This window comes from Falsirhodobacter xinxiangensis (assembly GCF_004959935.1).
Classification (GTDB): domain Bacteria; phylum Pseudomonadota; class Alphaproteobacteria; order Rhodobacterales; family Rhodobacteraceae; genus Falsirhodobacter; species Falsirhodobacter xinxiangensis.
In genome coordinates this window covers 189,090-203,895 of record NZ_SMYN01000005.1, presented here as the reverse complement: position 1 = coordinate 203,895, position 14,806 = coordinate 189,090, and the positions used below count along the sequence as shown (strand labels likewise).

The 14,806-nt window shown below is 64.1% G+C and carries 16 protein-coding genes and 1 tRNA gene; 6 read left to right on the top strand and 11 right to left on the bottom strand.

Translation table 11 applies throughout. From position 1 onward, the window contains the following. The 3 genes from E2K76_RS08645 to E2K76_RS08635 are packed head-to-tail and all read left to right on the top strand — an operon-like array spanning position 1 to position 2,503. Positions 1 to 786, top strand: coding sequence for a TatD family hydrolase (locus E2K76_RS08645; RefSeq protein ID WP_136683898.1), 786 nt, complete (start codon positions 1 to 3; stop codon positions 784 to 786). Then, positions 783 to 1,571 carry an MBL fold metallo-hydrolase gene (locus E2K76_RS08640; RefSeq protein ID WP_136683897.1) on the top strand — a complete coding sequence of 263 codons (789 nt, stop codon included), beginning with the start codon at positions 783 to 785 and terminating at the stop codon, positions 1,569 to 1,571. The genes E2K76_RS08645 and E2K76_RS08640 overlap by 4 nt, the downstream gene beginning before the upstream one ends. Further along, positions 1,568 to 2,503: an AEC family transporter gene (locus tag E2K76_RS08635; protein WP_136683896.1), complete on the top strand. Its 936-nt coding sequence runs from the start codon at positions 1,568 to 1,570 to the stop codon at positions 2,501 to 2,503. Before E2K76_RS08640 ends, E2K76_RS08635 begins: the two co-directional genes overlap by 4 nt. On the opposite strand, the gene E2K76_RS08630 is transcribed toward E2K76_RS08635, so the two are convergent. The 9 genes from E2K76_RS08630 to E2K76_RS08585 all read right to left on the bottom strand — a co-directional run bounded on the left by E2K76_RS08630 (position 2,500) and on the right by E2K76_RS08585 (position 9,977). Next, positions 2,500 to 3,411: an ABC transporter permease gene (locus E2K76_RS08630; protein WP_136683895.1), complete on the bottom strand. Its 912-nt coding sequence runs from the start codon at positions 3,409 to 3,411 to the stop codon at positions 2,500 to 2,502. The two genes, E2K76_RS08635 and E2K76_RS08630, sit on opposite strands and share 4 nt — an antisense overlap. Before the next feature lie 3 nt (positions 3,412 to 3,414). Next, on the bottom strand, positions 3,415 to 4,623 hold the full coding sequence (locus tag E2K76_RS08625) for an ABC transporter permease (RefSeq protein WP_136683894.1): 1,209 nt from the start codon (positions 4,621 to 4,623) through the stop codon (positions 3,415 to 3,417). Then, positions 4,623 to 5,687: an ABC transporter substrate-binding protein gene (locus E2K76_RS08620; protein ID WP_136683893.1), complete on the bottom strand. Its 1,065-nt coding sequence runs from the start codon at positions 5,685 to 5,687 to the stop codon at positions 4,623 to 4,625. Before E2K76_RS08620 ends, E2K76_RS08625 begins: the two co-directional genes overlap by 1 nt. A gap of 15 nt (positions 5,688 to 5,702) precedes the next feature. Then, positions 5,703 to 6,818 (bottom strand): ABC transporter ATP-binding protein, encoded by a 1,116-nt coding sequence (locus E2K76_RS08615; protein ID WP_136683892.1) that lies wholly within the window; start codon positions 6,816 to 6,818, stop codon positions 5,703 to 5,705. A gap of 287 nt (positions 6,819 to 7,105) precedes the next feature. Further along, entirely contained in the window at positions 7,106 to 7,390 is a 285-nt protein-coding gene (locus E2K76_RS08605; RefSeq protein WP_136683890.1) for a hypothetical protein, read from the bottom strand. Next, positions 7,387 to 7,983, bottom strand: coding sequence for an N-acetylmuramidase family protein (locus tag E2K76_RS08600; RefSeq protein ID WP_136683889.1), 597 nt, complete (start codon positions 7,981 to 7,983; stop codon positions 7,387 to 7,389). The genes E2K76_RS08605 and E2K76_RS08600 overlap by 4 nt, the downstream gene beginning before the upstream one ends. 78 nt (positions 7,984 to 8,061) lie before the next feature. Beyond that, positions 8,062 to 8,391, bottom strand: a complete 330-nt coding sequence (locus tag E2K76_RS08595; RefSeq protein WP_136683888.1) for a hypothetical protein — start codon at positions 8,389 to 8,391, stop codon at positions 8,062 to 8,064. 174 nt (positions 8,392 to 8,565) lie between these two features. Next, a complete protein-coding gene (locus E2K76_RS08590; protein ID WP_136683887.1) occupies positions 8,566 to 9,807 on the bottom strand; it encodes a glycosyltransferase in 1,242 nt (413 codons plus the stop codon). A gap of 83 nt (positions 9,808 to 9,890) precedes the next feature. Next, positions 9,891 to 9,977, bottom strand: a tRNA-Leu gene (locus E2K76_RS08585). Between the two features lie 132 nt (positions 9,978 to 10,109). Between E2K76_RS08585 and lipB the strand changes: the two genes are divergently transcribed. After that, positions 10,110 to 10,754, top strand: coding sequence for a lipoyl(octanoyl) transferase LipB (gene lipB, locus E2K76_RS08580; protein ID WP_136683886.1), 645 nt, complete (start codon positions 10,110 to 10,112; stop codon positions 10,752 to 10,754). A 115-nt stretch (positions 10,755 to 10,869) separates the two neighbouring features. Continuing rightward, complete coding sequence (gene ctaD, locus E2K76_RS08575; protein WP_136683885.1) at positions 10,870 to 12,537, top strand: cytochrome c oxidase subunit I; 1,668 nt, start codon at positions 10,870 to 10,872, stop codon at positions 12,535 to 12,537. Positions 12,538 to 12,570: 33 nt separating this feature from the next. Here ctaD and E2K76_RS08570 read toward each other — a convergent pair whose 3' ends face one another. Continuing rightward, the gene (locus tag E2K76_RS08570) at positions 12,571 to 12,765 is read right to left on the bottom strand and encodes a DUF3008 family protein (protein WP_136683884.1); all 195 of its coding nucleotides are present in this window, start codon (positions 12,763 to 12,765) and stop codon (positions 12,571 to 12,573) included. Between the two features lie 66 nt (positions 12,766 to 12,831). Further along, positions 12,832 to 13,287: a GatB/YqeY domain-containing protein gene (locus E2K76_RS08565; RefSeq protein ID WP_136683883.1), complete on the bottom strand. Its 456-nt coding sequence runs from the start codon at positions 13,285 to 13,287 to the stop codon at positions 12,832 to 12,834. A 164-nt stretch (positions 13,288 to 13,451) separates the two neighbouring features. Here E2K76_RS08565 and carA point away from each other — a divergent pair, with 164 nt between their 5' ends. Beyond that, on the top strand, positions 13,452 to 14,603 hold the full coding sequence (carA, locus tag E2K76_RS08560) for a glutamine-hydrolyzing carbamoyl-phosphate synthase small subunit (RefSeq protein ID WP_136683882.1): 1,152 nt from the start codon (positions 13,452 to 13,454) through the stop codon (positions 14,601 to 14,603). The last annotated feature ends 203 nt before the right edge of the window (positions 14,604 to 14,806 follow it).

The window sequence follows — 14,806 nt, the reverse complement described above, 5'->3', positions numbered from 1 at the left end:
ATGACCATTCCGACCATCGTTGACAGCCACTGTCATTTGGACTTCCCCGATTTCGAGGGTGAGCTTCCCGCGATCATCGACCGCGCCCGCGCGGCTGGCGTCACGCGGATGGTCACCATCTGCACCCGGCTGCGCAACCTGCCCCGCGTGCAGGCCATCGCGGACGCGCATGACGGCGTGTTCTTCGCCGCCGGCATCCATCCGATGAGCGTGGCCGAAGAACCACCCGTCACCGTGGAGGATCTGATGGCATTGGCGGATCATCCCAAATTCGTCGGCATTGGCGAAACCGGCCTCGACTACCACTACACCTCGGAAACTGCCGAGGCGCAGCAGGACAGCCTGCGCATCCATATCGAGGCCGCGCGCCGCACGGGCCTGCCGCTGATCATCCATTCGCGCGCCGCGGATGAAGACATGGCCCGCATGCTGACCGAGGAACATGCCAAGGGCGCCTATTCCTGCGTGATGCACTGCTTCTCCTCGGGCGCGGAACTGGCCAAGGCGGCGCTGGATCTGGGCTTCTATCTGTCCATGTCCGGGATCGCGGCCTTCCCGCGGTCGCAGGACCTGCGCGACATCTTCGCCAGCGCCCCGCTGGACCGCATCCTGCTGGAAACCGACAGCCCCTATCTCGCCCCCCCGCCCCATCGCGGCAAACGGAACGAGCCTGCCTTCACCGCGCTGACGGCCAAGGTCGGCGCGGAAACCTTCGGGCTGAGCGTCGAGGATTTCGCCGCCGCCACCACTGCCAATTTCGACCGCCTGTTCGGACGCGCGGCATGATGCGGCTGACCATCCTTGGCTGCGGATCGTCGGGAGGCGTGCCACGCCTTGGCGGGCATTGGGGCGATTGCGACCCGGCGAACCCCAAGAACCGCCGCCGCCGCTGTTCGCTTCTGGTGGAACGGATCGGGGATCAGGGAACGACGCGTGCGTTGATCGACACCTCGCCCGACATGCATGCGCAGCTTCTTGATGCGGGCGTGGGCGATCTGGATGCCGTCGTCTATACCCATGCCCATGCCGACCATGTCCACGGCATCGACGACCTGCGCCAGATCGTGTTCAACACCGGCCGCCGCCTGCCCGTCTGGGCGGACGGGCCGACGCAGGATTCGCTGATCGCGCGCTTCGGCTATGCTTTCGTGCAGCCGCGCGGCTCCGCCTATCCGCCGATCTGCGATCTGAACGCCATCGACGGGCCGTTCACCGTGGATGGCGCGGGTGGCCCGATCCCGTTCCAGCCGTTCGAGGCGGATCACGGCGCAATCAACGCCTTGGGTTTCCGCATGGGCGATGCCGCCTATCTGCCCGATGCGGTGGCGATTCCCGAAGAAAGCTGGCAGCATCTGTCGGGCCTGAAGCTATGGATCGTGGACGCGCTGCGCCGCAAGCCGCACCCGACCCATGCCCATCTGGCGCTCACCTTGGAATGGATCGCCCGCGCTGCGCCCGAATGCGCGGTGCTGACCAACATGCATAACGATCTGGACTACGAAACGCTGCGGGCGGAGCTGCCCGAAGGCGTCACCCCTGCTTTCGACGGTATGGTATTGGACATAGAATGAACGCCCTGCTCGAGGTGATCCTCCCCGTCTTTCTGGTCATCGGTTTCGGATGGTGGGCAAGGTGGATGGGGCTGATCCTTGACGGCGGGGTGGACGGGATCATGCGGTTCGCGCAGAATTTTGCGCTGCCGTGCCTTCTGTTCCGCAACATGGCCTCGCTCGACATTGCGGGGCAGTTCGATGCCGGGTTGTTCATCGCCTTCTATACCGGGGCCTTCGCCTGTTTCCTTCTGGGTGCGTTCGGCGCCAAGGCGATGGGCCGCGCGCCCGAGGATTGCGTCGCCATCGGCTTCGCCTGCCTGTTCTCGAACTCGTTGCTAATCGGCGTGCCGCTGATGGAACGCGCCTACGGCCCCGAGTCGCTGGCCGGGAACTTCACCATCATCGCGCTGCACTCGCCCATCCTCTATACCACCGGCATCGCCTGCATGGAGATCGTGCGCGCCCGCCACAGCCAGCTTTCGCCCGGACGGCTGGGCTGGCAGATCCTGCGCTCCATCGCGCGTCAGCCGCTGGTGATCGGCATCACGCTGGGTCTGGCGTGGAACCTGACGAATCTGGCGCTGCCGGGAGTCGTCTCGGGCGGGCTTCAGATGATGTCGCAGGCGGCCCTTCCGGCGGCGTTGTTCGGTATGGGCGGCGTGCTGTTCCGCTATCGCCCCGAGGGGGATGCAAAGGCCATTGCCATGGTGTGCGCGCTGTCGCTGATCGTGCATCCGTTGATCGCATGGTCGCTGGGGCGTTTCGCGCTGGGCCTGAACGTGGACCAGATGCGGTCGGTGGTGATGACCTCGGCCATGGCGCCGGGAATGAACGCCTATCTGTTCGCGAACCTCTACGGGGTGGCGAAACGGGTCAACGCCTCGGCGGTGCTGATCGCCACGGCCCTGTCGGTCGTGACGGTCTGGGGCTGGCTGCACGTCCTGCCCTAAAGCCCGCGCAGCCGTTCGGACCGGCGGCGCAGCAATTCCACCGCCGCCAGCAGCAGGACCGAGATGACGACGAGGATCGTCGCCACCGCCAATATCGCCGGGCTGATGCTTTCGCGGATGCCGTTCCACATCTGGCGCGGGATGGTCTGTTCCTCGGGGCCGGCGATGAACATGACCACCACCACCTCGTCGAAGGATGTCACGAACGCGAACAGTGCGCCCGAGATCATGCCCGGCAGGATAAGCGGCAGGATGACCTTGCGAAACACCGTGCGAGGGTTCGCCCCCAAGGACGCCGCCGCCCGCGTCAGCGAATGGTCGAACCCCACCAGCGTCGCCGTGACGGTGATGATGACGAAGGGAATCCCCAGCGTCGCGTGGGCCAGCACAACCCCCAGATACGGCACCCCCCATTCGCGGATCTGGATGCTGGAGTAGAAGAAGAACAGCCCCGTCGCCGTGATGATGATCGGCACGATCATGGGCGAGATCAGAACCGCCATGATCGTCCGCCGGAACGGCATCTCTGGCCGCGACAGCCCCAGCGCGGCCAGCGTTCCCAGCACCGTCGCGATGATGGTCGAAAACACCCCCACGATGACCGAGTTCTTGGCGACCCCGACCCAGCGCGCATTGGTCCAGGCATCGCGCCACCAACTGCTGTCCCTTGGCGCATCGGGAGCCTGCATCCCGAAGGTCAGCAGCGTGTCATACCAGCGAAGACTGTATCCGGTGGGGTCCAGCGACAGCATCTTCTGCGTGAAGGTGAAATACGGCTCTGCGTTGAAGGACAGCGGGATCACGATCAGGATCGGCGCGATCAGAAACAGGAAGATCAGCGCGCAGATCACGCGATAGGCATAATACCAGATGCGTTCCAGCGGGGATGCGTAGATCGGAAGCGCCATTCTTCACCCCAGCTTCATGTTGTCGATGCCGATCAGCCGATCATACAGCCAGTACAGCAGCAGAACCGCCGCCAGCAGGATCGCCGCCAGCGCCGCCGCCATCGACCAGTTCAGGCTGTCCTGCATGTGATAGGCGATCAGGTTGGAAATCAGCTGCCCCGAGGCGCCCCCGACCAGCGCGGGCGTGATGTAATAGCCGACGGCAAGGATGAATACGAGCAGCGCCCCCGCCCCGATCCCCGGCACGGTCTGCGGCAGATAGACCCGGCGGAAGGCGGTCCAGCTTGTCGCGCCAAGGCTGCGGGCGGCGCGGACATAATGCGGGCGGATCGGGCGCATCACGGAATAGAGCGGCAGGATCATGAACGGCAGCAGGATATGCACCATCGCGATCACCGTGCCGGTCTGGTTATAGATCATCGGCAGCCTTGTATCGGTGATGCCGGTCGCGACCAGCGTGTTGTTGATGACCCCTTGTTCCTGCAAAAGCACCATCCAGCTTGTGGTCCTGACCAGAAGCGAGGTCCAGAACGGCAGCAGCACCAGGATCATCAGAAGGTTCGATTTCGCCAGCGGCAGCGTCGCCAGCAGATGCGCCACCGGATAGCCCAGCAAAAGACAGATCGCAGTGATCAGCGCCGACAGGGCGAAGGTCTTGGCGAACAGCGAAAGATAGACCGCCCTCCCCTCGGGCACGCGCACGATGTTGCCATCCCCGTCGCGGGTCAGGTCCAGCGCGGCCAGATAGAAGCTGGCGGTATAGGCATGGCTGGCCGTCCGCATCACCTGCCAAAGCTGCGGATCGGCCCATTTCGCGTCATCCTCTACCAGCGAAGTGGCGAAGGGCGGTTCCAGATCATCCGCCCCCCGCGCCCCCGAGGTGAACAGCGACCGCGTGCCACCAAGCTCGTAATTGATGCGGGTGCCGACCTCGCCCGCCGTGCGGTTCTCGCGCGCAAGGCGCAGATCGGCGACAAGGGCGGAATAGGCCGCTTCGTCCGGGGCACCGTCGTTTTCGGCGAACCACGCGCCGACATTGGGCATGTTGCGCGCAAAGGCGTCGTTATGCACCGAACGCAGCAGCATCTGCCCGATCGGTGCGACGAAGGTCACGACGATGAACAGCAAAAGCGGCACGACCAGAAGCAGCGCCCGCCGTTTCGCCCGCGACTGCGCGCGGGCCAAGGCCTGTTTCAGCGGGCGCCCTTCCATCAGCTTGCGAGCCAGGCGTTGAACCGCTCGTTCAATTCGCTGTCGTAATCGACCCAGAACTCGAACGAGGTTTCCAGCGAATTGGTCATGTTCTGCGGCGAGGTGGGCAGGTGCGCCTCCATGTCGGTGGTGCCATCCTCCCACGTCTTCTTGACCGCGGCGGTGGATTTGCGGGTCGGGCCATAGCTGATGTATTTCGTGAGGTTGGCGAGGTTCTGCGTCTCGGTGGACCAGCTCATGAACTCCATTGCGTCGTCCAGATCGGGCGCGCCCTTGGGGATGGCATAGACCTCGAACTCATACTGCATCCCGTCCCAGACGGTGACGAAGGGCTTGTTCTCGTTCATGGCGGCGGCAAAGATCCGGCCGTTATAGACGGTGGACATCACCACCTCGCCATCGGCCAGAAGCTGCGGCGGCTGTGCGCCAGCCTCCCACCAGACGACTTCGGATTTGATGGTGTCCAGCTTGGCAAAGGCGCGGTCGATGCCCTCGGGCGTCTCCAGCATCTCGTAGACGTCGGAGGCAGGAACGCCATCGGCCATCAGCGCCATTTCCAGCGTGGTCTTGGCCCCCTTGCGGATGCCGCGTTTGCCGGGGAATTTCTCCAGATCGAAGAAATCGGCGATGGTGGTGGGCTTGGCATCGGGGAAACGGCTGTCGTCATAGGCGAAGACGGTGGCCCAGACGTCGGTCGCGACCCCGCAATCGGTCAGCGCGCCGGGCAGGAAATCATCCGCCGCCGGGGTGCCGTCGGGCGCGGGGGCAAGGGCGGCGGGGTCGATCTCCTCCAGCAGCCCTTCGTCGCACAGGCGGATCACATCGGCCTGTTCCAGCGACACGATATTGGCGGTGACGTTGTTCGCCTCCACCATCGCCTTCACCGGGGCGGCCGGGTTGTCGGTGTCGGTCATCACCGTGCGGATGCCGGTCGCCTCGGTGAACGGTTTCAGATGCGCCTCGGTCTGGGCGCGGCCATAGGCGCCGCCCCAGCCAAGAAAGGTGACGTCGGCATGGGCCGCAGGGGCCATCAGCGCCGCCGTCAGAACCAGAAGTTTCTTCACCGCAGTTCTCCCTGTTTATAGCGGGTCGAGCGCCCGCGCGTCTGCCGGATGCCAGCCGATCCGCACCGTTTGGCCCGGTTCCAGCCGGGTCTGGCCGATCGTGTTGCGGCATTTCATGATGAAATCGTCGCTGCCTGCCACGGCCAGCCGGGTGCGAAGGATGTCGCCCATATAGACGACCTCCAGCACGCGGGCGTCCAGCGTATGCGCGTTCGCGGGCATCATGTCGGGCTTGAACTCCACCCGTTCGGGGCGGATCGACACGATGGTGCGCTGGCCCTTGCGGTGGACATTGACGGGGGTCGCGTCGATCAATTCGCCGGTTTGCAGCCGGACGAGCGAGCGTGGCCCCACCTCCTCGATGGTGCCTTCCAGCCGGTTGTTCTCGCCGATGAAGCTGGCGACGAACAGGTTTTCGGGGGTTTCATACAGCGCGGCGGGGGGCGCAAGCTGCTGGATGCGCCCGTCGTTGAACACCGCGATCCGGTCGGACATCGTCAGCGCCTCGCCCTGATCATGGGTGACATAGACGACGGTGATGCCCAGATCATCGTGCAGGCGCTTGATCTCGAACTGCATATGCTCGCGCAGCTGCTTGTCCAGCGCGCCGAGCGGCTCGTCCATCAGCACCAGTTTGGGATCGAAGACCAGTGCACGGGCCAAGGCGATCCGCTGCTGCTGGCCGCCCGAAAGCTGCGCCGGGCGGCGGGCGCCGAAGGCCCCCATCTGCACCATGTCCAGCGCGCGGGTGATCTTCGCCTCGCGTTCCGACTTGCCGATGCCCCGCACTTCCAGCGGGAAGGCGAGGTTTTCGGCCACGGTCATGTGGGGAAACAGGGCATAGTTCTGGAACACCATGCCGATGCCGCGCTTGTGGGGCGGCACGGCGTTGATCGGGCGTCCGTCCAACCGGATGTCGCCCGCCGTCGCCGTCTCGAACCCCGCCAGCATCATCAGGCAGGTCGTCTTGCCCGAACCGGACGGCCCAAGCATGGTCAGGAACTCTCCTTTCGCGATGGAAAGGTTCAGGTCTTTGACCACCAGCGTCTCGCCGTCATAGCTTTTCTGCACATGGTCGAACACGACGAAACCGTCGCCGATATCGGCAACCACATTCAGTCTCCCTGTCATCCGGCGGATTTTCCGCGCTTGTTAAGGTGACTGTAGGCAGAGCGGTTTGCCCTTTGCAACGCTGCCGTTGAGTCCGGGTGCAACCTGTTGGCCACGGCTAATTTTCAGGCAGACGGCGGCAACCCTGCACAGGGAATCACCGCAAGACCGCCATCCTTTCGCCGCAGGACCGCAACGCGCCCCGATCGCGGCCCCACAGCACCTCGACCTCGGCGCGGGTCAGGGCGCGTTCGGGCAGGGTTTGCGGCGCGGCACAGGGCGCGGTCAGGCTGGGCGGCAGGCGCGGCTCAGCGACGGTTGAGGCGGCGCACGCTGTCAGCACCAAGGGCAAGCACAGAAGCATCAGGGTCCGCATGGGCGGCATCCTCCAAGGATTGGGCAAGAAGATCGCGTTCGGCCTGCATCGCCAGACGCGCGGCCTCGGCACGGCTGGCGAGATCGGCGGCGTGGATCGCAACGCGCTGCGCCTCGGCCAGTTTCAGCGCCGCACGGGTCGCCTCGGCCGAAACGCCCATGCGATAGGCCTGCACCCCGGTCGCGATCAGCATGGCCGCAAGGATCGCATACCTCATGCCGCAATCCGCGAATGGCGGGCATAGGCCGCTGCGAGCTTCAGGTGATACCCGTGCTGGGCATAGCCCGCGCCGTTGTATCCGCGCGCGAAGGCCGACCAGTCGTGGCGGCGCAGCTCGTCATCCAGCCCTTCGGACAGGATGAACCGCACCATCCCTTCAAGCTGCGCCGCCTCGGTATCGACGAAATCGGCGACCATGGCCTGAACGCTGTCGTAACCGGCGGCCTTGTGGTTGAAGCCCATGACCTGCCCGATGCCCCAGCTTGCCGACCGCATCGCCGCCACCGGGTCCAGCAACATCGCCAGCGTCAGACGGGGGTAGCTGTCCTTGGGATAGGGCCGCGTGCCCCATTTCTGATAGGCCAGCCCCGCACGCTCCGCCCCCTTGCGCTTCGACGCGGGAAGTTCGCGCCAGAACACATGCGGCTCGAACAGCATCCGGGGGCGGCCCTGCGCATCGAACCCACCGCCCGAGGTTTCGACCTCGATCACCGCGCGCAGTTCGGCATCGCCCACGCCGATGATGGCCGCGATGTCAGGAAGGTCGATGTCGGTCAGACGTTCGGCGCGGCCCTTGAAGGTGATGGTCATGACAGTCCCCAGATCAGCAGAAGGATGGTGACGGCGGCCCATGTGCGGGCCTCCTCGAAACACATGCGTTTGAAGGGATCAGGCATCGCGGGCCTTGGCGGCGCGCGCCTCGAACACGGCGGCTGCGATGCGGATGCCGGAAATGCCCATGGTCCCGGCGACGAAGGCGGCCATGGCGATGCTGTCCGGCGTCTCCTCCATCCGGAGCGACCAAAGCACGATGGGCCACAGATACTGCCCCGCCACCGCCCCGCCGATCACCGCAAGCACTCCATCGCGCAGCGCCCGGCGATCCGACGCGATCCACCGCGTCAGACCGCCCATGCCGCTGGCAACAAGGACACGCCCACCCTCGCCGCCCGCCCAGGCCAGCGCGGCACCAAGACCGAAAACCACAATCTCGCCCATCGGCGCCTCCATTCGCGTTTGAGGCGAAATTGAGGCAAACTCGTTAAGGTGGCGGTGATAGGCCGCACGCAGCCCACGCAACGCCCCGAAGGCCGTCGGGGGCGGACATGCGAAATCGGCCCGCAGACGGCATATGCCAGCGGGCCGATCAGGGGAAATATCAAAGAAGGTCGATCAGGCGGCGCGCGACATCGCAGCCATCACGATTTCGAAATGTTCGTCCCACGTCGGAATGTGCGGCGGCTGCACGCGCACCTTCTGTCTGGCATAGCTTTCGATAAGGCGGGCCCATCCCTCGGGATCGTCCGTGCTGCACAGATCGGGCGCGTCGCCCGCAATCTCGCGATAGACGGCAAGGTCGTTGGCGATTACGGGAATCCCCTCGCGCAGTGCTTCCAGCACGGGCAGCCCGAAACCCTCGGCGATGCTGGGCATCAGCATCCCCCTCGTTTCGGCAAGCAGTGCCGCGACGGTCGCGTCCTCCGGGCTTTCAAGTATCGTCATGGCCTCAGGGTGCGCCTGTGCAAAAGCCTCCAGCTGCCGACGGATATCGTCCACCTTCCAACCCCAGCGACCCGCAATCACAAGGCGGGGGACGGCAGCACGGTTCTGCGCCATCATCCGTTGCCAGACGTTCAAAAGGAACAGGTGGTTCTTCCGCGGCTCGATCGTCCCCAAAATCAGGAAGAACGGCTCGTTCGCCTTCAGCGGTTGCGGCAGGCTGCCCTGAAGGTGGGACGGTGCCTTGTGCAGGCCAAGATGGGCGATGACCGGACGGGCCAGCGGATCGCCGCCCTTGAGCCGACGGGCATGAAGATTGAAACTCTCGGCCGTATCCGCGGAATTGCACAGCAACAGATCGCCGGACTGGGCCTGATGGCGGATGATGCGTTCAAGCATCTTGTCCAGATCACCGGCACATACCTCGGGATGGTCAAGCGGGATCGTGTCGTGAAGCATGATCGCCGTTTTCAAACCCCCAAGCTGGATGTTGCGCAAGAACGCATCCGCGCCCGGATCCATGCTGAACGACAGGAACCATCCGCCACCCGGCATGAGCGAGCGCACGATCCGCGAGAGGTCTTCGGAGGACTCGGCCACGGTCGCGCGCGCCCGGCGACGCACTTCCAGTTTCACGGCACGGCGCGGACGACCAAGCTTCCAGACGAGCCGTTCCAGAGCACCCAACCGGAGCGAGCTTGGATCATCCAGAATGGCCGAGACATGTTCAGTATGCTCGGGGCCGAGGATGGAAACCTTACCCTCCCGCCGGAAACTGAAGTAGATCGACAGGTCCTTGCGCGAGACGAGATAATCCAGCCAAGCCTTTTCGACCCGAAAGATGCCATACCTTACGCTTTTGCCAACGTTCGGAATGATGAATGACGCGTCGAAAAGAATGGACTTGATTGCCATCTCGCAGTTCCAGAAATATCATTTGAAAAATGAACGCGGGCGCGATCCCTAACGTTCCGAAGGTCGAAAGCATCGCTTTCGAATGGTGCGGTCGAGAGGACTCGAACCTCCACGGGAGTTACCCCACAGCGACCTCAACGCTGCGCGTCTACCAATTCCGCCACGACCGCACATCTAGGCTTGGTAGCGGGCTTCTAGCGAATGGCAAAGCCATTGCCAAGAGGCTTTTCGTCGAAAATCCGCGATTGTATCCGGCAGCATTCGGGGCCATCTGTTCGGGGCAGGAACTGACAGGTTATCCCATGGAATGGACCCATCTTCCGGGCCTTGCCCCCTACGCCGAAACGCTTGCCGCGATGGAGGATCGGGTCGCCGCAATCGCCGCCCGCACCGCCCCCGAGGCGGTCTGGCTGCTGGAGCACCCGCCGCTCTATACCGCCGGGACCTCGGCGCGGACCGAGGATCTGGTCGCGCCGGACCGATTCCCCGTCCATGTCGCCGGGCGCGGCGGGCAGTATACCTATCACGGGCCGGGCCAGCGGGTCGCCTATGTCATGCTGGACGTGGGCGCGCGGGGGCGCGACGTGCGGCAATTCGTCTGCGCGCTGGAGAATTGGGTGATCGACACGCTGGCGGAATTCGGTGTCCGGGGCGAACGGCGCACGGGCCGGGTCGGCGTCTGGGTCACGCGGCCCGACAAGGCGCCGAACATCGACGGTTCCGTGCGCGAGGACAAGATCGCCGCAATCGGCGTGAAACTGCGCCGCTGGGTCAGCTTTCACGGCATATCCATCAATGTCGAACCCGACCTGTCGCATTTCGACGGCATCGTTCCCTGCGGCATCCGCGAACATGGCGTGACCAGCCTTGTCGATCTGGGCCTGCCCGTCACGATGGCGGATGTGGACGCGGCACTGATCGCGACGTTTCCCAAGCATTTTCCGTAACCACAGCCTCGCGTTTTCTTGAACTGGGTGATTGCCGCGCGGCGCGACGCCCATTAAAACCGCTGTCAGTGACCGGCAGGCAATGTCCTGCCAAGCCATGCAACGGGAGGCATACATGGCCGACGCAGCCATTCACGGCCATCATGAGGAGCGGGGATTCTTCACCCGCTGGTTCATGTCGACCAACCACAAGGATATCGGGATTCTCTACCTGCTGACCGGGGGGGTCGTAGGTCTGATCTCGGTGATCTTCACCGTCTATATGCGGATGGAGCTGATGCATCCGGGGGTGCAGTTCATGTGCCTCGAAGGGATGCGGCTGGTGTCGGATGCGACGCAGCCCTGTTCGCCCAACGGGCATCTGTGGAACGTCACCGTGACGGCGCATGGCATCCTGATGATGTTCTTCGTCGTGATTCCCGCGCTGTTCGGCGGCTTCGGCAACTATTTCATGCCGCTGCAGATCGGCGCGCCGGACATGGCATTTCCGCGTCTGAACAACCTCAGCTACTGGCTGTATGTGGCGGGGACCACGATGGCGGTCGCCTCGGTCTTTGCGCCGGGGGGTGACAGCCAGCCGGGGTCCGGGATCGGCTGGGTGCTCTATCCGCCGCTTTCGGTGCGTGAGGGCGGCTATTCCACCGATCTGGCGCTGTTCGCCGTCCACCTTTCGGGTGCGTCCTCGATCCTTGGCGCGATCAACATCATCACGACCTTCCTGAACATGCGCGCGCCGGGCATGACGATGCACAAGGTGCCGCTGTTCGCGTGGTCGGTCTTCGTGACCGCGTGGCTGATCCTGCTGGCGCTGCCAGTTCTGGCGGGCGCGATCACCATGCTGATCACCGACCGCAACTTCGGCACGACCTTCTTCGACCCCGCTGGCGGGGGCGATCCGATCCTGTATCAGCACATCCTGTGGTTCTTCGGCCACCCCGAGGTCTATATCATCGTGCTGCCCGCCTTCGGGATCATCAGCCAGGTCATCGCCACCTTTGCGAAAAAGCCGATCTTCGGCTACCTGCCGATGGTCTATGCGATGGTCGCGATCGGCGTGCTGGGCTTCGTCGTCTGGGCGCACCACATGTATACGGTCGGCATGTCGCTGACCCAGCAAAGCTACTTCATGATGGCCACGATGGTCATCGCGGTCCCCACGGGCATCAAGGTGTTCAGCTGGATCGCGACGATGTGGGGCGGCTCGATCGAGTTCAAGACGCCGATGCTCTGGGCCTTCGGCTTCCTGTTCCTGTTCACCGTCGGCGGCGTCACGGGCATCGTGCTGAGCCAAGCCGGCGTGGACCGCGCCTATCACGACACCTATTACGTCGTCGCGCACTTCCATTACGTGATGTCGCTGGGTGCGGTGTTCGGGATCTTTGCCGGGATCTATTACTGGTTCGGCAAGATGACGGGGCGGCAATACCCAGAATGGGCGGGCAAGCTGCACTTCTGGGCCATGTTCATCGGCGCGAACCTGACCTTCTTCCCGCAGCATTTCCTTGGCCGCAACGGGATGCCCCGCCGCTACATCGACTACCCCGAGGCGTTCGCGCTGTGGAACTACGTCTCGTCCATCGGCGCCTTCCTCAGCTTCGCGTCCTTCGTCTTCTTCATCGGGGTCGTGTTCTACAGCCTCGTCTGGGGCAAGCGCGAATCGCGGAACAACTACTGGAACGAACATGCCGACACGCTGGAATGGACGCTGACCACCCCGCCGCCGGAGCATACGTTCGAACAGCTTCCGAAGCGCGAGGACTGGGATCGTTCCCACGCCCACTGAAATCAGAAAAGCCCCGGATTTCCGGGGCCTTTTTCATACCGGGACGTCGTTGAACCGATCTTCGCGATCGTCGGGCACCGCTGGCGTCATCTCCTCGATCTCGGCCAGCGTCAGGGTGTCGAACATGTCTCGCGAGGTGCCGTGCAGAGCTTCGGGGCGCACGATCCCCCGTCTTGCGGCAAGCGCATATCGCGCGGCATCCGTCATCGTTCCGAACTGCGTTTGCATCTGATCCTCCATCTGACGCGTCGGATGAATGAGGCCAACGGATGCAACCGCAAATGGTTCCGAGGATTATCCCAGTCGGGATTTGATCTGAGCGCCCACCGCACCGAAATCCATCTGGCCGGTGTATTTGCCCTTCAGCACGCCCATGATCTTGCCCATGTCGCGCAGGCTTGCAGCCCCCGTCTCGGCAATGGCGTCAGCGATCGCGGCATCCACCTCGTCCGCGGTCAGCTGGCGCGGCAGGAATTCCTCGACCACCTTGATCTCGGCCAGTTCCTTCTCGGCCAGCTCCAGCCGCCCGCCTTCTTCATAGACGCGGGCGCTTTCCTGACGCTGTTTGACCATCCGGCCAAGGATCACAAGGATATCGTCATCCGACGCGGTCTCGCCGCCCTCGCCCCGCGCGGCGATGTCGCGGTCCTTGATCGCGGCATTGATCAGCCGCAGCGTCGAAAGGCGGTCCGCCTCCTTCGCCCTCATCGCGTCCTTCAGGGCCGACTGCAATCTGTCGCGCACGGACATCGCTTTTCTCCTTTTTCGATTGCGCGAAGAATACATGCGAAGCGAATAAGGCACAACCAAAGCCAAGCCATTGATCCCGCTGCAACTTTCATTTCGGCCGCACCCTTGACCCGGCAGGGCGCAAAGCCTAGGTTCCAGCCGTTTCATCACAGGGGAGTCGCGTCATGGAGCCGCAAACCAAACCCACCGCCTGCCTCGCGCTGGCCGACGGGACGGTATTCTACGGTCGCGGCTTCGGCGCTGTCGGCGAAACGGTGGCCGAACTGGTCTTCAACACTGCCATGACGGGCTATCAGGAGATCATGACCGACCCGTCCTATGCGGGCCAGATCGTGACCTTCACCTTCCCCCATGTCGGCAATGTCGGCACCACGGCCGAAGATGACGAAACCGCCGATCCCGTCGCCGCGGGCATGGTCGTGAAATGGGACCCGACCGAGCCGTCGAACTGGCGCGCCACGTCGGATCTGACGGAATGGCTGCGGCAGAAGGGCCGCATCGGCATCGGCGGGCTGGACACCCGCCGCCTGACCCGCGCGATCCGCCAGCAGGGCGCGCCGCATGTCGCGCTGGCCCATGACCCGGACGGCAATTTCGACGTCGCCGCGCTGGTCGCCAAGGCCCGCGCATGGGAGGGTCTGGTCGGCCTCGATCTGGCCAAGGACGTGACCTGCGCCCAATCCTACCGCTGGGACGAGATGCGCTGGGCATGGCCCGAAGGCTACAAATCCCGCACCGGCGAGGGGTTGAAGGTCGTCGCCATCGACTACGGCGCGAAACGCAACATCCTGCGCTGCCTCGCCTCGGCAGGCTGCGACGTGACGGTTCTGCCCGCGACGGCGACCGCCGAAGACGTGCTGGCGCTGAACCCCGATGGCGTATTCCTGTCAAACGGCCCGGGCGATCCGGCGGCAACCGGTGCCTATGCCGTGCCGACGATCAAGGGCGTGCTGGAAAAGGACCTGCCGGTCTTCGGAATCTGCCTTGGTCACCAGATGCTGGCGCTGGCGCTGGGCGCGACCACGGTCAAGATGAACCACGGCCACCACGGCGCGAACCATCCGGTCAAGGACATGGACACCGGCAAGGTCGAGATCACGTCGATGAACCACGGCTTCACCGTGGACAGCCAGACCCTGCCCGCGGGCGTGCTGGAAACCCATGTCTCGCTGTTCGACGGGTCCAACTGCGGCATCCGCGTCGATGGCAAGCCGGTCTTCTCGGTCCAGTATCACCCCGAGGCGAGCCCCGGACCGCAGGACAGCTATCACCTTTTCGAGCGTTTCGCCGAAGCCATGCGCGCCCGCCGCGCATAAGATCCCGCGCCCGCTGGTGACGGCGGGCGCGATTTCTCTGAGCCGAGGCTGTTGCGGCGGCCGTGGTCGAGCGAGGGCCACCATCCGCGCCGAAGCAGAGCGATTCCGGCGATGGCTTGGCGCTAGCGTTTTAACCAGAACAAAACTTCCCACACCCGGTTAACGCCCCATTAACCATTCCAGACGATGCTGCCGTCAAAGAA